Annotated in this window: 14 protein-coding genes and 1 tRNA gene; 7 read left to right on the top strand and 8 right to left on the bottom strand. The window is 65.9% G+C overall.

What is annotated here, in order from left to right; genetic code table 11:
- Positions 1–51: 51 nt before the first annotated feature.
- Entirely contained in the window at positions 52–1,503 is a 1,452-nt protein-coding gene (gene rpsA / locus ACXDF8_RS05900) for a 30S ribosomal protein S1 (protein WP_457222306.1), read from the bottom strand.
- Between the two features lie 201 nt (positions 1,504–1,704).
- On the opposite strand from rpsA, the gene ACXDF8_RS05895 reads away from it, so the two are divergent.
- Entirely contained in the window at positions 1,705–2,847 is a 1,143-nt protein-coding gene (locus ACXDF8_RS05895) for a PrsW family intramembrane metalloprotease (protein WP_457222305.1), read from the top strand.
- A 44-nt stretch (positions 2,848–2,891) separates the two neighbouring features.
- Positions 2,892–3,605, top strand: coding sequence for a trimeric intracellular cation channel family protein (locus tag ACXDF8_RS05890; protein WP_457222304.1), 714 nt, complete (start codon positions 2,892–2,894; stop codon positions 3,603–3,605).
- 675 nt (positions 3,606–4,280) lie between these two features.
- Here ACXDF8_RS05890 and polA read toward each other — a convergent pair.
- Positions 4,281–6,944: a DNA polymerase I gene (gene polA, locus ACXDF8_RS05885; protein WP_457222380.1), complete on the bottom strand. Its 2,664-nt coding sequence runs from the start codon at positions 6,942–6,944 to the stop codon at positions 4,281–4,283.
- Positions 6,945–7,161: 217 nt separating this feature from the next.
- Here polA and ACXDF8_RS05880 point away from each other — a divergent pair, with 217 nt between their 5' ends.
- The 4 genes from ACXDF8_RS05880 to ACXDF8_RS05865 all read left to right on the top strand — a co-directional run bounded on the left by ACXDF8_RS05880 (position 7,162) and on the right by ACXDF8_RS05865 (position 10,797).
- Positions 7,162–7,614, top strand: coding sequence for a Zn-ribbon domain-containing OB-fold protein (locus tag ACXDF8_RS05880; protein WP_457222303.1), 453 nt, complete (start codon positions 7,162–7,164; stop codon positions 7,612–7,614).
- Complete coding sequence (locus tag ACXDF8_RS05875) at positions 7,611–8,813, top strand: lipid-transfer protein (protein WP_457222302.1); 1,203 nt, start codon at positions 7,611–7,613, stop codon at positions 8,811–8,813. Before ACXDF8_RS05880 ends, ACXDF8_RS05875 begins: the two co-directional genes overlap by 4 nt.
- A 9-nt stretch (positions 8,814–8,822) precedes the next feature.
- The gene (locus ACXDF8_RS05870) at positions 8,823–9,053 is read left to right on the top strand and encodes a DUF167 domain-containing protein (RefSeq protein WP_457222301.1); all 231 of its coding nucleotides are present in this window, start codon (positions 8,823–8,825) and stop codon (positions 9,051–9,053) included.
- A 217-nt stretch (positions 9,054–9,270) separates the two neighbouring features.
- A complete protein-coding gene (locus ACXDF8_RS05865) occupies positions 9,271–10,797 on the top strand; it encodes an MFS transporter (RefSeq protein WP_457222300.1) in 1,527 nt (508 codons plus the stop codon).
- Here ACXDF8_RS05865 and ACXDF8_RS05860 read toward each other — a convergent pair.
- From ACXDF8_RS05860 to ACXDF8_RS05835, 6 genes are all read right to left on the bottom strand, one after another.
- On the bottom strand, positions 10,750–11,490 hold the full coding sequence (locus ACXDF8_RS05860; RefSeq protein ID WP_457222299.1) for an ABC transporter ATP-binding protein: 741 nt from the start codon (positions 11,488–11,490) through the stop codon (positions 10,750–10,752). The two genes, ACXDF8_RS05865 and ACXDF8_RS05860, sit on opposite strands and share 48 nt — an antisense overlap.
- The gene (locus ACXDF8_RS05855) at positions 11,477–12,307 is read right to left on the bottom strand and encodes an ABC transporter ATP-binding protein (RefSeq protein ID WP_457222298.1); all 831 of its coding nucleotides are present in this window, start codon (positions 12,305–12,307) and stop codon (positions 11,477–11,479) included. The genes ACXDF8_RS05860 and ACXDF8_RS05855 overlap by 14 nt, the downstream gene beginning before the upstream one ends.
- Entirely contained in the window at positions 12,304–13,503 is a 1,200-nt protein-coding gene (locus ACXDF8_RS05850; RefSeq protein WP_457222297.1) for a branched-chain amino acid ABC transporter permease, read from the bottom strand. The genes ACXDF8_RS05855 and ACXDF8_RS05850 overlap by 4 nt, the downstream gene beginning before the upstream one ends.
- Positions 13,500–14,537, bottom strand: coding sequence for a branched-chain amino acid ABC transporter permease (locus ACXDF8_RS05845; protein ID WP_457222296.1), 1,038 nt, complete (start codon positions 14,535–14,537; stop codon positions 13,500–13,502). The genes ACXDF8_RS05850 and ACXDF8_RS05845 overlap by 4 nt, the downstream gene beginning before the upstream one ends.
- Before the next feature lie 81 nt (positions 14,538–14,618).
- Positions 14,619–15,770, bottom strand: a complete 1,152-nt coding sequence (locus ACXDF8_RS05840) for a branched-chain amino acid ABC transporter substrate-binding protein (protein ID WP_457222379.1) — start codon at positions 15,768–15,770, stop codon at positions 14,619–14,621.
- A 262-nt stretch (positions 15,771–16,032) separates the two neighbouring features.
- Entirely contained in the window at positions 16,033–16,662 is a 630-nt protein-coding gene (locus tag ACXDF8_RS05835; RefSeq protein ID WP_457222295.1) for a two-component system response regulator PdtaR, read from the bottom strand.
- Positions 16,663–16,777: 115 nt separating this feature from the next.
- Between ACXDF8_RS05835 and ACXDF8_RS05830 the strand changes: the two genes are divergently transcribed.
- Positions 16,778–16,854, top strand: a tRNA-Leu gene (locus ACXDF8_RS05830).
- Positions 16,855–16,857 lie beyond the last annotated feature (3 nt).

Here is a 16,857-nt window from a genome sequence, read left to right as displayed (position 1 = left end):
AGACGACGAACGCCCCGGCTCGGATGAGCCGGGGCGTCGGTCGTGAATTAGTTAGGCGTTGCCTGCCAGCTTCTCGCGAAGCGCAGCCAGCTGGGCGTCGCTGGCCAGCGAACCGCCGGCCGACTCACCCGAGCTCGACGAAGACGAGGAGCCGTTGGCCGTGGCCGGCCGGCTCGCGGCCTCCGCCTCGGCAGCGGCGAACTTCTCCATCTGCGCGGTGTGCATCTTGTGCCGGCGCTCGGCCTCTGCGTAGCGGGCTTCCCACTCGGTGCGCTGCTTGTCGAAGCCCTCGAGCCATTCGTTGGTCTCGGCGTCGAAGCCCTCGGGGAAGATGTAGTTCCCCGCGTCGTCGTAGCTGTCGGCCATGCCGTACTTAGAGGGATCGAACTCCTCGGTGTAGTCCTCGTTGGCCTGCTTGAGGCTCAGCGAGATGCGGCGACGCTCGAGGTCGATGTCGATGACCTTGACCATGGCGTCGTCACCGACCTGCACGACCTGATCCGGCACCTCGACGTGGCGCTCGGCCAGCTCGGAGATATGGACCAGACCCTCGATGCCCTCCTCGACGCGGACGAACGCACCGAACGGCACCAGCTTGGTGACCTTGCCGGGAACGATCTGCCCGATGGCGTGAGTGCGGGCGAAGTGACGCCACGGATCTTCCTGAGTGGCCTTGAGCGACAACGAAACCCGCTCGCGGTCCATGTCGACGTCGAGCACCTCGACGGTGACCTCGTCGCCCACCGCGACCACCTCGGAGGGGTGATCGATGTGCTTCCAGGACAGCTCGGAGACGTGCACGAGGCCGTCGACCCCACCGAGGTCGACGAACGCGCCGAAGTTGACGATCGAGGACACGACACCCTTGCGGATGGCGCCCTTCTGCAGCTGGTTGAGGAACTCGCTGCGCACCTCGGACTGGGTCTGCTCCAGCCATGCGCGACGCGACAGCACCACGTTGTTGCGGTTCTTGTCCAGCTCGATGATCTTGGCCTCGATCTCCTTGCCGATGTACGGCTGCAGATCGCGGACGCGACGCATCTCGACCAGCGACGCGGGAAGGAAGCCACGCAGGCCGATGTCGAGGATCAGGCCGCCCTTGACGACCTCGATGACGGTGCCCTTGACGGCCTCGTCCTTCTCCTTGAGTGCCTCGATGGTGCCCCAGGCACGCTCGTACTGAGCGCGCTTCTTGGACAGGATCAGGCGGCCTTCCTTGTCCTCCTTGGTGAGGACGAGGGCTTCCACCTCATCGCCGACGGACACAACCTCATTGGGGTCGACGTCGTGCTTGATGGAAAGTTCGCGGGAAGGGATGACCCCTTCGGTCTTGTAGCCGATGTCGAGGAGAACCTCGTCCCGGTCGACCTTGACGATCGTGCCCTCGACGATGTCGCCATCGTTGAAGTATTTGATGGTTTTGTCGATGGCGGCGAGGAAGTCCTCAGCCGAGCCGATGTCGTTGACGGCTACTTGCGGCGAGGTGACGGTGGGACTTGGCATATTGTTGGGTTGCTCCGGACAGGCTGAATCGTAGGGACAGTGTTTTGCGATGCTGCACCCGCAGTGTGCCCGTAGGTACGCACACAGGTGCCTTCCGAGCGTACTCGACCAGGCGCACGCTGGACAAACCCGGGTCGGGAGTCTTCAGGAAGACCCTTCAGGAAGACCCGCCGCACGAAGTCGCCGTAATACCCTCCTGACGTGCCCTATGCCCTCACGCCGCCGCTACCCCGGGCGGTCCGCAAGGTCGGTGCCCCATTGGCGGTGATCATCGCCCTCGGCACCCTGTCGGGGCTGATCCTGACCCTGCTGACCGCGGTGAATCCGGCACGCACCACCATCGGCTTCGTCTTGTCGACCGTCGCGATGAGCCTGGTGCTCCTGTGTTACCTGTGGCTGGATCGCTGGGAACCGGAACCGCCCCGGCTGCTGGTGCTGTCCTTCCTCTGGGGGGCGTCGGTGGCGGTGCTGGCGTCGGTGGTGCTCGAGCTCGCCGTGGAGTCGGCGGCGAATCCGGGTGGGGAGAACGCGAGCTTCTTCACCGTGGCCGTCGCCGCACCGGTGATCGAAGAGGCCGCCAAGGGTCTTTTCCTGCTGGTGATGATGACCGGCGTACGACGCAACGAGCTGAATTCGCTGACCGACTGCCTGGTGTATGCGGGTGTGACAGCCGCCGGGTTCGCCTGGTTGGAGGACATCTTCTACATCGCAGACGGCGGCTCGCTCGCCGGTTCACTGGGCACCGCCGCGATACGCCTGGTGATGGGACCGTTCGCCCATCCGCTGTTCACGACGTTCACCGGCCTCGGCGTGTATTTCGCGCTCCGGCAACGCACCACATCGGCCAAGATCGGCTGGGTCCTGGCCGGCTATCTGGCCGCGGTGATCATGCACGGTCTGTGGAACGGCTCGGCACTGGTCGGTGCCGAGGCCTACTTCGGGATCTATGTGCTGTGGATGATGCCGATGTTCGGCCTGGCGATCACCCTGGCGGTGCACAGCCGCCGGCGTGAGCAGCGGATCGTCGCCGAGAAGTTGCCCGGGATGGTCACTGCCAATCTCGTGACGCCCGCCGAGGCAGCCTGGCTGGGATCGCTGCGAACCCGTAAGCAGGCGGTCGCCGCCGCCGCCCGGATCGGGGGGCGCGCCGCGGGCGGCGGCGTCAAGAGGTTCGCCGTGCAGGTCGTCGAACTGGCCTTCGTACGAGATCGGATCGATCGTGGCTTCGGCGACGCACGGGTGTCAGCGCTACTTCAGGAAGAAGTCGACAACCTCGCCGCAGCGCGTGTCGCGGCCGGCCCGGCATTGCACTGGATGGACGGATTTCGTCCGTCCGTGCGATAGCACCTGCCAGCCGATTCCTAGCTTCGCGACCTAACTTCGCGGGCATGATCCAGCACATCCTGGAATACGCCGGGATCGGGGTCCTCGCGACGTCCGGTGCGGTGGTCGGCATACGCAAAGGGTTCGACCTGTTCGGCATCGCCGTACTCGCGGCGCTGACGGGCATCGGGGGCAACCTCCTGCGTGACGTATTGCTCGGCGTGTTCCCACCGGCGTCGCTTCAGCGCTGGGCCCCCATCACGGTGTGTTTCGTGGCTGCCCTGCTCACCACCGCGTTCGCCAAGCTCGTGATCAAGCTGAACCAGCTCGTCGTGGTCCTCGACGCCATCGGGATGGGGTTCTTCGCAACCACCGGCGCGGCGATCTCCGTCGATCACGGTGCCAGTTACTTCGCCGCCGCGCTGCTCGGCATGGTGTCGGCGATCGCCGGCACGATCATGCGCGACATCGTCGCGCGTGACGTCCCGATGGTGATGGGTCCCGACGACATGTATGCCGCACCCGCGATGCTGGGTGCGGTCGTCTATGTCGTGATCGACTCGATCGGCTCCCAATGGCTGGGCGTGGCGATCGGTTCGCTCGTGGCGACCCTCTTGCGGCTGGCCGCGATCACCTTCCACTGGCGTTTGCCCACCGGCCCGCGCGAACTGCATGCGAATCCCGTCCCGGGCAGCGAAGAGCAGTGCCCCGCTACACCCCAGCTGCGGCCGTCGCCGACCGACAACCAGCGGATAGGCAGCCGGCGCAGCGCTCGCTAGACCCGCCGGAGGTGTGACCCGTCGTTCGGCTCATCCTCGAAAGCCGTGCCACGTGGACCGCGGAACGTCGTCATCGGCGCCGCACCGGGGAAAGTACCCGGTGCGGCACCGATGACGACGGCGTAGGCGTGAACCAGTGGCGCGAGCGCGCTGACGTTGCCGCACCTCGATGCCAATTGCCTGATCGCCCCGAGGAGCGCCTGTTTGGCTTGCTCCTCCGAACATTCAGGTCCGCATCGACATTCGGATGCGATGTGTAAAGGCTCTGACATGAGACCGTCCCCAATAACGAAGCCGTTGGTACCGCAAGTGTTTCGACGTTAACTGGGCTGCGGCAAAGTTTCTTTACCTGCACGTGGGAAATATCGGGAAGTCGGCACGAGAGCTTGCCAACAACGCCGTTGCTGAAATCTCGTGCGCCCGACGGAGTCCACCGTCGGGCACCGGTCGGCCATCAGATACCGCACACACAAACATTTTGCTGACAGGCCAGCAAACGGGGATATGTCTATTGCAGCGATACGACCACCCGACTACGGCGATAGCTGTCGACCGGGCATTCGCGATCGACAGAGCCGCGATGCATCCACAGCGGCAGTCGCGCAAATAGTTCGCAGACGTTAATTAGCTCGACAGGCCGGATGTGAGGAACGTCGCACCCGCCACTGACGGTGTCTAATGCGCCGCTGCGTCCCAGCTGCGGCCGTAACCGACCGACACCTCCAACGGCACGTCCAGCGGGTAGGCGTCACCCATCTTCTCGCGAATCAGTTGCTCGACCGCGTCGCGCTCGCCGGGCGCCACTTCCAGCAGCAGCTCGTCGTGCACCTGTAGCAGCATCCGGGACTTCAAGTCCGAGCCGCGTAGCGCCTCGTCGACCCGGATCATGGCGACCTTGATGATGTCGGCGGCGCTGCCCTGGATCGGCGCGTTGAGCGCGGCCCGCTCGGCGGCCTCCCGCACGTTGCGGTTGCTGCTGTCCAGCTCCGGCAGATAGCGGCGTCGGCCCAGCACCGTGGAGGTGTAGCCGTCCTTGCGGGCCTGGTCGACCACGGACTGCAGATAGTCGCGCACCCCACCGAATCGGGCGAAGTACGAGTCCATCTGGTCTTTGGCCTCTTCGGTCGAGATCTTGAGCTGGGTGGCCAGCCCGTACGCGGACAGCCCATAGGCCAGACCGTAGGACATGGCTTTGACCCGGCGGCGCAGCTCGGGGGTGACCTCGGAAATCTCGACGCCGAAAGCCCGCGACGCGACGAACGAATGCAGGTCCTCGCCGGTGTTGAACGCCTCGATGAGTCCGGCGTCCTTGGACAGATGCGCCATGATCCGCATCTCGATCTGGCTATAGTCGGCCGTCATCAGCTCGGCGTAACCCGACCCGACGACAAACGCGTCGCGGATCTCCCGACCGGCTTCGGTGCGGATGGGAATGTTCTGCAGGTTCGGTTCGGTAGACGAAAGCCGGCCAGTCGCCGCAATCGTCTGGTTGAACGTGGTGTGGATCCGGCCGTCTGCGGCAACGGAATTCAGCAGCCCGTCGACGGTGACCTTGAGGCGGGTGACGTCGCGGTGGGTCAGCAGGTGCTGCAGGAACGGGTGGCCGGTCTTGTCGAAGAGGCCTTGCAGCGCGTCGGCGTCGGTGGTGTAGCCGGTCTTGGTGCGCTTCGTCTTGGGCATCTCCAGCTCGTCGAACAGCACGACCTGCAGCTGCTTGGGCGAACCGAGATTGATCTGCTTGCCGATGACGCCGTAAGCGGCTTCGGCGGCGTCGCGGATCGCGTCACCGAAGGTGCTCTGCAGCTGCTTGAGCTGGTCCAGATCGACGGCGATACCGATCGACTCCAGGCCAGCCAACACCGTCTGCACCGGCAGTTCCATCTCGCCGAGCAGCGCCACCGAATCGATGCGGGCCAGCTCCTCGTCGAGCGCATCGGCCAGGTCGGTGACGGCCCGGGCCCGCAGAATCAGCGTCTGCACGGCCTGGTCATCGACGCCGTCACTGTCGTCGAGCAACGAAAGCTGTTGCTGCTCAGGCGCATCGGCGCGCAATTCACGGCGCAGGTACCGCAAGGAGAGATCGTCGAGGGTGAAGCTGCGCTGACCGGGACGCACCAGGTACGCCGCCAGCGCGGTGTCGGAGGTAACTCCCGCCAGTGACCAGCCCCGGCCGGCCAGGTCGTGGATGGCCAATTTGGCCTCGTGCAACGCCTTGGGCCGATCCGTCGCGGCCAGCCACTCACCCAGCGCCGCTTCGTCCTCGGCGGTCAGCGTCGTGGTGTCGATGTAGCAGCCCTCACCGTCGGCAGCGGCAATCGCGACCGCGGTCGCGTCACCGTCGTACGCCAGGTGCGTGCCGACCACCGCCAGCCCGGAACGCGCCCCGCTGGATGCGTGTTCGGCCAGCCAGGCCGCGACGGTCCCGGGTTCGAGCGCACCACCGCGGACATCGAAGCCCTCGTCAACCTCGGGGTTGGTCGAGGCCAGCGTGTCGAACAGCCGGTCGCGCAGTACCCGGAACTCCAGGTCGTCGAACAGCCGGTGAATCTGGTCGCGGTCCCACGGCTGCATCCGCAGGGTGTCCGGCGTCTGCGCCAGCGGCACGTCCTTGATCAGCTCGGTGAGGTCGCGGTTGAGTACGACACTGCCGAGGTGGGCGCGCAGAGCATCCCCGACCTTGCCCTTCACCGCGTCGACGTTGTCGACCAGCGACTGCAGCGAGCCGTACTCGGCGATCCACTTGGTGGCGGTCTTCTCCCCCACGCCGGGGATGCCGGGCAGGTTGTCGCTCGGGTCGCCGCGCAGCGCCGCGAAATCCGGGTACTGCCGCGGGGTCAGCCCGTACTTGGCCTCGACCGCCTCGGGGGTGAACCGGGTCAGCTCGCTGACACCCTTGATCGGGTAGAGCACCGTGACGTCGTCGCTGACCAACTGAAGCGAGTCGCGGTCCCCGGTGACGACCAGCACCCGGTAGCCCTCGTTCTCGGCCTGGGTGGCCAGCGTGGCGATGATGTCGTCGGCCTCGAAACCCGGCTCGGCCAGCACTGTGATGCCCAGCGCGACAAGGACTTCCTTGGTGATGTCGATCTGGCCGCGGAATTCGTCCGGGGTGGCCGACCGGTTGGCCTTGTACTCGGGGAACTTCTCCGAGCGATGGGTCTGGCGCGAGACGTCGAAGGCCGCGGCGATGTGGGTGGGCCCCTCGTCGCGCAGCAGGTTGATCAACATGGCGGTGAAGCCGTAGACCGCGTTCGTGGTCAGCCCGTTCTTAGTCTTGAAGTTCTCCGCGGGCAGCGCGTAGAACGCCCGGAAAGCCAGCGAATTGCCGTCCAGCAGCATCAACGTCGGTTTGGTGTCGACGCCGGGCTTCGCCTGGGGTGCCGCTGCGACTGTCTTGGTGGGGCTCACGCACCCAACTCTAGGCAACCGGCCCGACACCGAGGCGGTCCCGCTCCGGTCGGGCGATCTGCGCGCTGCTCGCCGGCGTGACGGCGCGAGGTCCTACTGAACTGGAACATGTTTCAGTTCGCCGCCGCGGATCGCTTACGATGGCCTCGTGCCAGCTTCTCCAGACGCGCCCGCCCAACTACCGGCCATCGAGGGGTGGTGGGACCACGACGATGCCGGTGTCCCCCATCTGATCGGCGCGAAGTGCCCCCAGTGCGGTACCTACGTCTTTCCGCCGCGCGCCAACAACTGCCCCAACCCCGGGTGTGACAGCGACGTCCTCGAGCCCGTCGCGCTCTCCCGGCGCGGCACGGTGTGGAGCTACACCGAGAACCGCTACGCACCCCCGCCGCCGTATCCGTCTCCGGACCCGTTCGAACCGTTCGCCGTCGCCGCCGTGCAGTTGGCCGACGAGGGACTCATCGTGCTGGGCAAGGTCGTCGAAGGCACCCTGGCCGCCGACCTGAAGGTCGGCATGGAGGTCGAGCTGACCACGATGCCGCTCTATACCGACGACGACGGCGTCGAACGCCTCACCTACGCCTGGAAGGTCGCTGAATGAGCACGCCGGACCCCGTCTACCTCCTCGGCGCCGGCATGCACCCCTGGGGCAAGTGGGGCCGCGACTTCACCGAGTACGGCGTGGTCGCCGCCCGCGCCGCGCTCGCCGACGCCGGCCTGGACTGGCGCCAAATCCAGCTGGTTGCCGGCGCGGACACCATCCGCAACGGCTACCCCGGGTTCGTCGCCGGCGCCACCTTCGCCCAAAAACTCGGCTGGAACGGCATCCCGGTCACCTCCAGCTATGCCGCCTGCGCCAGCGGTTCGCAGGCGCTGCAGAGCGCCCGCGCTCAGATCCTCGCCGGCCTGTGCGACGTCGCGCTGGTCATCGGCGCCGACACCACCCCCAAGGGGTTCTTCGCCCCGGTCGGCGGGGAACGCCGCAATGATCCCGACTGGCAGCGCTTCCACCTCATCGGCGCCACCAACACGGTCTACTTTGCGCTGCTGGCCCGGCGCCGGATGGACCTGTACGGCGCCACCCTGGAGGACTTCGCCCGGGTGAAGGTCAAGAACGCCCAGCACGGCCTGAACAACCCCTACGCCCGCTACCGCAAGGAAGCCAGCGTTGCCGATGTGCTGGCCAGCCCGGTGGTCTCCGACCCGCTGCGGCTGCTCGACATCTGCGCCACCTCCGACGGTGCGGCCGCGGTGATCGTCGCCAGCAAGGAGTTCACCGAGAAGCACCTCGGTTCGGTCAAGGGGGTCCCCTCGGTGCGGGCGGTGAGCCTGCAGAGCCCGCAGTACCCGCAGCACCTGCCCGAATTGCCGGACATCGCAACCGATTCCACCGCTGTCGTACCGGGACCGGAGCGGGTGTTCAAGGATCAGATCCTCGACGCCGCCTACGCCGAGGCCGGGATCGGCCCGCAGGATTTGTCACTGGCCGAGGTCTACGACCTGTCCACCGCCCTGGAACTCGACTGGTACGAACACCTCGGGCTGTGCGCCAAGGGCGAGGCCGAACAGCTGTTACGCAGTGGTGCCACCACCATCGGCGGCCGGATCCCGGTCAACGCGTCCGGTGGCCTGGCCAGCTTCGGCGAAGCCATCCCCGCCCAGGCCATCGCCCAGGTCTGCGAACTCACCTGGCAGCTCAAGGGCCAAGCGACCGGCCGCCAGGTCGAAGGCGCCACGGTGGGCGTCACCGCCAACCAGGGCCTGTTCGGCCACGGCTCCTCGGTCATCGTCGCCAAGTAGGCTCGGCGGGTGGCCGAAACCGTCGTCGTCACGGTAAAGCCCGGCAGCCGAAAGGGCCCACTGGTCGAGGCGAATGCCGATGGTGCGCTGACGATCTACGTGCGCGAGCGCGCCGTCGAGGGCAAAGCCACCGAGGCGGCGGCACGACTGCTGGCCGAACATTTCGGCGTGCGACGCAGCAGCGTGCAGCTGCTGTCGGGAGCCACCTCGCGGACCAAACGCTTCAGCATCGACTTCTGAAAGATGGGCCTGAGGCAGTGCGACGAGCTTGATAGTGAACCCGACCAACTTGCCGCTTTGAGTGCTGGAGCAACCTTGCCGCCGCTTTCGAGAGGTTGTACGAGCAGGGAACGGACGCCGAACAATCAAGGCGTACCCAGTAAACTCCCCATCGCAGCCGGGGCTCACCCAGCGGCACAGTGGGACGATCATGGCCTCAGATTCAGCAGGAGGACACATGACGGCGCCCCGGACCGTTCAGGACTACATCGACGAACGGCCCACCTGGTCAGACGGCACCGCCATCACATCGACACCGATGACCGGAATGCAGTGGCGCATCTTCGGTCTCGCCTCGGCAGGCAAGTTCTTCGAGGGCATGGTCGTGTTCATGACGGGTGTTGCGCTGCCGTTGATCTCCGTCGAATTCGGACTCGTGGCCGCTGACAAGGGCTTGGTCACCGCCGCATCGCTGGCCGGCATCCTGGTCGGGGCCAGCGCCCTTGGTGGACTGGCCGACATCTTCGGCCGCAAGCGGATGTTCATCGTGGAGATGATCATTTTCACGGGATTTCTGATCGCGCTCACGGTGTCGCCGAACTTCCCGATGCTGGTGGTCTGCCTGTTCGGGGCGGGCGTCGCCCTGGGCTGCGATTACCCGACTGCGCACATGGTGATCTCGGAGAGCATCCCCACCTCGATCCGTGGGCGGTTGGTGTTGAGCGCCTTCGCGTTTCAAGCGATCGGCGCGTTGACCGGAACTGTCATCGGGTTCGCGATCCTGTTCGAGAACCCCGACGTCACCGCCTGGCGGTGGATGTACGCCTCGGCGATCGTGCCGGCCATCCTCGTCATCCTCGGGCGGCTGTACATCACCGAAAGCCCACACTGGCTGCTGTTCAAAGGGCGCACCGCGGAGGCGGAGCAGGCCACCCTCCGGCTCCTCAAGCGCTCGCCCGCCTATCCCAAGGACGTCTCGTTCAGCCACTTGATCAACCACGCGACAACATCGGCGAGCAGTTACGCGGCGCTGTTCGGCAAGAAGAACCGTCGGGCGACAATCCTCGCCTCGGTACCCTGGTTTCTCCAGGACCTGGGCACCTATGGAATCGGAATTTTCACACCGACCATCTTGGCGGCGCTGATCGGCAAGACGTCGGACGGCACGGGGCTGGCCGACACCATCCACAACGACCTGCTCGGCATCAAGGGCTCGGCATTGATGGATGTCTTGTTCGTCGTCGGCATCCTCGTCGCCATCGTTCTCGTCGACAAGGTCGGGCGCATCAAACTACAGACAATCGGTTTCCTCGGTTGCGCGGTTGGGCTGCTGTTGGCCGCCATGTCGATTCGCGGCAACGGTGATCACATCATGGTGCTGCTGTTCGCCGGGTTCATGCTGTTCTATTTCATGACAAATCTGGGCCCGAACTCGATGACTTACCTGATCGCCGGTGAGGTGTTTCCCACCGAGGTTCGGGGCCGCGGCGCTGGCTTCGCCGCATCGTTCGCCAAGGTCGGCGCGGTGGCCACCGCCTTCCTCTTCCCGATCCTGCTCAAGGAGATCGGGACGTCGGCCTTGCTGTATCTGCTGGTTGGCGCTTTCGTGCTAGGTGCCGTCGTCACCGTCGTCTTCCGGATCGACACCACCGGGGTCAGCCTGGACCGCATCGGCAAGACCGCCGACGACGAGGCCGACGCTGGCACAGTGGAACGTTCAGGCCACCCCGAGGTAGGCCGCCCGAATGCTGTCGTCTGCCAGTAGCTCCCGAGCCAGGCCGCTGCGGGTGACCGTACCGGTCTCGAGAATGTAGGCACGGTCGGAGCGGCTCAGCGCCTGCTGGGCATTCTGCTCCACCAGTAGAACGGTGGTGCCTTGGGCGTTGATCTCGGAGATGATCTTGAAGATCTGCGAGATGATCATCGGCGCCAAACCCATCGACGGTTCGTCGAGCAGCAGCACCCGCGGCCGGGCCATCAGCGCCCGCCCGATCGCCAGCATCTGCTGCTCCCCGCCGGACAGCGTGCCGCCGACCTGGCTGCGCCGTTCGGCCAGCCGCGGGAACGTCTCGAACACCCAGTCCAGCCGTTCCCGGTGTTCGGTCTTGGAAGCGAACTTGCGCCCGTAGCAACCCATTTCGAGGTTCTCGGTGACGGTCATCCCGGGGAAGACGCCGCGGCCCTCGGGGGCCTGCACCAGACCGTCAATGGCACGTTGGTGGGCCTTGACCCGGCTGATGTCGCGGCCCTCGAACCACACCGATCCCGACGACAGCGGCCGCAGCCCGGAGATGGCGCGCATCATCGTCGTCTTGCCCGCGCCGTTGGACCCGAGCAGGGTGACCAGCTCCCCCTCCCGAACGGTCAACGACACCCCATGCAGCGCTTCGATTCTGCCGTAGTGCACGACGATGTCACGCACCTCGAGCAGCACGGGCCGGTCCTCAGAGCTGGTCATCGGGGACTCCCAGGTAGGCGGCGATGACGGCTGGATCCTCGCGGATCTCGGCGGGCAGACCGTCGGCGATCTTGCGGCCGAATTCGAGGACCACGATCCGGTCGGTGACGCCCATGACCAACCGCATGTCGTGTTCGATCAGCAGTACGGTGTAGCCGTCGTCGCGGATGGCGCGGATCAGGTCGATCAATGCGGCCTTCTCGCTGGGGTTGAACCCCGCCGCCGGTTCATCGAGGCACAGCAGCTTGGGCTCGGTGGCCAACGCGCGGGCGATCTCGAGCCGGCGCTGGTCACCGTAGGGCAGGTTCTTGGCCTTCTCCTCGCCGCGGTGGGCGATGCCGACGAACTGCAGCAGCGCGGCGGCTTTCTCGATGGCGGCGCGTTCCTCGTGCCGGTGCCGCGGGGTGCGCAGCAGCGCGCCGGGCACCGAGGTCTTGTGCCGCGCGTCGGTGCCGACCACGACGTTCTCCAGGGCGGTCATCTCGCCCCACAGGCGGATGTTCTGGAAGGTCCGGGCGATACCACGGCGGGTGATCTGATGGCGCTTGATCCGCCCCAGCGGCGCTCCGTCGAAGGTGACCGATCCCGAGCTGGGCCGGTACACCCCGGTGATCGCGTTGAAGCAGGTGGTCTTGCCGGCCCCGTTGGGGCCGATCAGCCCGAGGATCTCCCCGCGCTTGATCGAAAAGCTCACCGAATCCAGCGCGGTCAGCCCACCGAATTTGACGGTGAGATCCGTGGTCTCGAGCAGGGTTTCGCCCTCCGCGACGGTGACGTCGCGCTGCAGGGCGGCCAGTTCCTCGTCGATCTCGGTCATGCGGCCGCCTTGCTGTCATCGGCGCGACTCAACAGTTTTCGCGCCGACTTACCGTAGGTCAGCAACTGCTGACGCACCGGGAAGAGGCCCTGTGGGCGGAAAATCATCAACACCACTAGGGCCAACCCGAAGAATAAGTACTTCAAATCGCCGAGGTTGATGCCCAGGAACTGCACCCCGAGCAACCGGTTGGGTAGATAGACGATAATGAACGCGCCGAAGATGACGCCGAGCTTGTTGCCCTGCCCGCCCAGCACGACCGCGCACAGGAACAGCATCGAGTTGATGATGTTGAACGTCGGTGGCGCCACGTACTGCACCTGCCCGGCGTACAGCGCCCCGGACAGCCCGCCGATCGCGGCCCCGATGACGAACGCCCACAGTTTGAAGCGGAAGGTGTTGACACCCATCACTTCCGCAGCGTCCTCGTCTTCACGGATGGCTACCCAGGCGCGCCCGACGCGGCTGCGTTCGAGGTTGCCCACCAGCAGCAGGATGGCCACCATCAGGATCAGGCCGAGCCAGAACCACCAGGTTCCGTAATTGGCGGTGCCCATCGAATTGCCGCTGGAGAACACGCCGTCGGGGTATTTCGCGGTCTCCACCACGTGCGGGTAGGCGATCTGGTTGAGCCCGCGCGAGCCGTTGGTCACCCCAGCCAGGTTGTCGGCCAACAGCCGGATGATCTCGCCGAAGCCGAGAGTGACGATGGCCAGATAGTCGCCGCGCAACCGCAGCGTGGGGATCCCTAGGATCAGTCCGGCCAGGGCCGTGGCGGCCATCGCGATCGGAACACACGTCAGCCAGGCCCACTTGTCGCTGAACAGCCAGCCCGACCCCAGCCGGTTCCACGGCGAGTCCGGGCTGGTGAGCAGGGCGACGGTGTAGGCGCCGACGGCGTAGAAACCGACATAGCCCAGGTCCAGCAGGCCGGCCTGGCCGACCACCACGTTGAGACCGATCGCGATGATCGCCACCATCGCAAACTGGGCCATGGTGCCGCCAAAGCTGATTCCAGGGGTGTCGAAGAAGGGCGGCGGGAACAGCGGCAACAGAGCCAGGGCGCCGAAGGCCAGCACCCCGATGCCCCACTTCTGCACCCGGCTCAGCCCCGACCACCATTCGCGCAGCCCGTCGCCGGGGGCCAGCAGCCGACGGCTCCACTTACCCGCGGACGCAACTCGGCGATGGCTCATGCGCGCGCCTTCCCCAGGCTTTCCCCGAGTATGCCGGTGGGCCTGACCAACAGCACCAACACCAGCAGGACGAAGGCGACCACGTCACGCCACTGAGTGCCGAACACCGCCTGGCCGTAGTTCTCCATGATGCCCAGGATGAGGCCGCCCAGCAGCGCCCCCCGCAGGTTGCCGATGCCGCCGAGCACCGCCGCCGAGAACGCCTTGATGCCCAGCAGGAAGCCGCCCGAGTAGATGATGCCCTGGGGCACCTTCAGGGTGTAGAGCAGCGCGGCCGCCCCGGCGAGCAGGCCGCCGATGAGGAACGTCGCCATGATGATCCGCTCCCGCGACACCCCCATCAGCGTTGCCGTCGTCGGATCCTGCGCGACGGCGCGGATACCGCGACCGAACTTCGTTCGGTTAATTGCGATGTCGGTGAGCACCGCCAGCAGCAGCGCCGCGGCGACGATCACGATCGTCACGTTGGAGACCGTCGCGCCGAAGACGTGGAACTGAGTCTTGGGCTGCACCAGGGTGATCGGCTGCTGCGCGTTGCTGCCACCGTAGCCCTTGATGATCTTGGGCAGCACGAAGTGCACGAACTCCTGCAGCACGAAAGACATCCCGATCGCGGTGATCAGAAACGTCAGCGGACGCGCATTGCGCCGCCGCAGCGGCCGGTAGGCCACGAACTCCAAACCTATTGCTGCCGAACCAGATACGGCCATCGCGAACAGCATCGCGATGGCCAGGTAGAACACCGTCAGCAGAACGCCCTTGTTGTAGGCGTTACCACTCGGGGTGAAACCCAGGATCATGTCCAGGCAGAAGTAGGCGCCGAACATGCCCAGCATGAAGATCTCGGAGTGGGCGAAGTTGATCAACCGCAGCACCCCGAACACCAGGGTGTAGCCGACGGCGACCAGCGCGTAGATCGCCCCCCACGACAATCCGTCGATGGTCAACTGCCAGAACCCGTTTCGCAGGTTTGCGACGTTGAAACCGATGTCGCCGGCTAGACAGGCGTACTGGCCGATGCACTCGTGGATCATCTGGGGGGCGGACTCCTCACGAACGGTCGTAAACGAGAACGCGTCCGAGCCTTACGGTCCCGGACGCGTCTCGTGCACTGACTACTGAACCTTGTAAATCCAGATCAGGGTGGTGGTGAGCTCGCCCTTGTCGGTCCACTGGTACTTGCGGGCCACGCCCTGGCCGTTGTAGTTCTTGACGAAGTCCAGCAGCGCGGGCCGGGTGATGGCACCCGAGTCGATACCCTTGAGCAGAACCGTGCCGAGGTCGTAGCCCTCGGTGCTGTACGTGCCGGGAGCCTGGCCGAACTTCTTGGTGTACTCGTCGGCGAAGCTGCCGGTGGCCGGGCCGCACGGGCAGGACAGAATCGCGTCCTTGGACGACGAACCGGCCTGCTTGACGAACTCCGGATCCTTGGTGCCGTCGGCGCTGACGAACTTGCCGGTGAAGCCGCCGTCGCGAAGCTGCTGCACGAACGGCGCCGCCTCGGCGTAGTAGCCGCTGTAGAACACCGAATCCGGCGACTGACCCTTGACCTGGGTCACCGCGGCCGAGAAGTCCTTGTCGCCCTTCTTGACCGAGATGTTGCACGCCGAGTCGGCCACCGAGCCAAGGGTCTCGCGGACCGCCTGCGCCAGGCCCACTCCGTAGTCGGTGCTGTCGTCGACGACGCAGATCTTCTTGTCGCCGAGGGTGTTCTTCAGGTAGTTGGCGACCGACGGGCCCTGCACACCGTCGTTGGCCAGACCGCGGAAGAACGTCTTCCAACCCTGCTCGGAGAGCGTGACATTGGTGGCCGACGCGGTGGCGGCGACCAGGCCGGCCTGATCGAAGACGGCGCCGGTGGCTTTCGTCTCGCCGGAGAACGCCGGACCCACCAGCCCGATGGTGAACGCGTCGTCGACGATCTGCGGCGCGATGGCGGTCGCCTTCTGCGGGTCGCCCTCGGTGTCGAACGGCTTGAGCTGCACCTGGCAGCCGGGGTTGGCCGCGTTGTGCTTGTCGATGGCCAGCTGCACGCCATTCTTGATGTTGATGCCGAGTGCGGCGTCGGGCCCGTTGAGGGCGCCGGCCATGGCGATCGACACCGGCGGGCAGGCCGCCTTGCCGTCACCGGCCGGGTCGGCCGGCGTCGCACCCGCGTCGGGCTTGACCTCGGCGCCGTTTTGGTCGATCTGGACCTGCTCGACGATCTTCAGATCGCTCTGGGCCGAGTTGTCGTTCGACGAGGACTGCTTGCTGCAGCCGGCCATGCCGAGCACCGCCAGCGCCACCGAACTGACGACGATTACGTTCCGTGCTGCGGATCCGCGCACAGTTCACCTCCGGGTCGGTTGTTCATTCGGCGTCAACCCAGCAGACCGGCACCCGATCGACCGTCGACACTGCGGTAGAACATAGCTAACCCGTAGCCGCAGCGCGTGATCTTGGCCAACGCCTGGCCGTGAGCATATTCGGGATTCGCGCAAACGGCGCGGTCAGCGGAAACCCGCAGTTCACCTGGGACCCGGAGATTCAGCTCGACGGTGCGGCGTCGTTGGGCGTGTCGAGGGTCTCCAGAACCACCTCGGCAACGCGTTTCATGGTGGTGCGCCGGTCCATCGCCGCCCGCTGGATCCACTTGAACGCCTCGGGCTCGGTCATGCCCTGCTTGGTCTGCAAGAGGCCCTTGGCACGCTCCACCAGCTTTCGGGTCTCCAACCGGTCGGACAGGCCGGCGACCTCACGCTCGAGTTCGGTGATCTCGGCGAACCGGCTAACGGCGACCTCGATCGCCGGAATGAGATCGGTGATGGAGAACGGCTTGACCAAGTAGGCCATCGCGCCGGCGTCGCGCGCCTTCTCGACCAGGTCGCGCTGGCTGAAGGCGGTCAGCACCACGATCGGGGCGATCCGCTTGCTGGCGATTTCGGCGGCCGCGTCGATGCCGTCGCGTCGCGGCATCTTGACGTCCATGATCACCAGATCGGGCCGCAACTGCTCGGCCAGTTCGACGGCCTCCTGCCCGTCGCCGGCCTCGCCGACCACGTCGTAGCCTTCTTCGCGGAGCATCTCGGCCAGATCCAGCCTGATCAGCGCCTCGTCCTCGGCGATCAGAACCCGGCGAGCTGGGCGGTCTTGCGCATCAGTGGTAGACCCGGTCATGCAGTCATTGTCGCGTGGCCTGGGCGAAACAGCGAGCGCGGGGCACCGTCGCCTCCCGCCCGCGAGGGTCGCACCGGCTATCTACTAAGGTGGGACACCGCCGCTACGCGGCCACGCCCTCGTATCCCAACTGGCAGAGGAAACGGATTCAAAACCCGTGCAGTGTGAGTTCGAATCTCACCGAGGGCACCAGTA

Source organism: Mycolicibacterium sp. CBM1, assembly GCF_054073305.1.
This window is presented reverse-complemented; position numbering and strand designations above follow the sequence as displayed.

Excerpts from the sequence above, each read along its gene's own strand:
- ACXDF8_RS05850 (WP_457222297.1), bottom strand. The coding sequence starts at position 13,503 with ATGAGCCATCGCCGAGTTGCGTCCGCGGGTAAGTGGAGCCGTCGGCTG.
- ACXDF8_RS05865 (WP_457222300.1), top strand. The coding sequence starts at position 9,271 with ATGACGGCGCCCCGGACCGTTCAGGACTACATCGACGAACGGCCCACC.
- ACXDF8_RS05890 (WP_457222304.1), top strand. The coding sequence starts at position 2,892 with ATGATCCAGCACATCCTGGAATACGCCGGGATCGGGGTCCTCGCGACG.
- ACXDF8_RS05845 (WP_457222296.1), bottom strand. The coding sequence starts at position 14,537 with ATGATCCACGAGTGCATCGGCCAGTACGCCTGTCTAGCCGGCGACATC.
- polA (WP_457222380.1), bottom strand. The coding sequence starts at position 6,944 with ATGCTGCTGGACGGCAATTCGCTGGCTTTCCGGGCGTTCTACGCGCTG.
- ACXDF8_RS05835 (WP_457222295.1), bottom strand. The coding sequence starts at position 16,662 with ATGACCGGGTCTACCACTGATGCGCAAGACCGCCCAGCTCGCCGGGTT.
- ACXDF8_RS05840 (WP_457222379.1), bottom strand. The coding sequence starts at position 15,770 with ATGGCCGGCTGCAGCAAGCAGTCCTCGTCGAACGACAACTCGGCCCAG.
- ACXDF8_RS05875 (WP_457222302.1), top strand. The coding sequence starts at position 7,611 with ATGAGCACGCCGGACCCCGTCTACCTCCTCGGCGCCGGCATGCACCCC.
- ACXDF8_RS05855 (WP_457222298.1), bottom strand. The coding sequence starts at position 12,307 with ATGACCGAGATCGACGAGGAACTGGCCGCCCTGCAGCGCGACGTCACC.
- rpsA (WP_457222306.1), bottom strand. The coding sequence starts at position 1,503 with ATGCCAAGTCCCACCGTCACCTCGCCGCAAGTAGCCGTCAACGACATC.
- ACXDF8_RS05860 (WP_457222299.1), bottom strand. The coding sequence starts at position 11,490 with ATGACCAGCTCTGAGGACCGGCCCGTGCTGCTCGAGGTGCGTGACATC.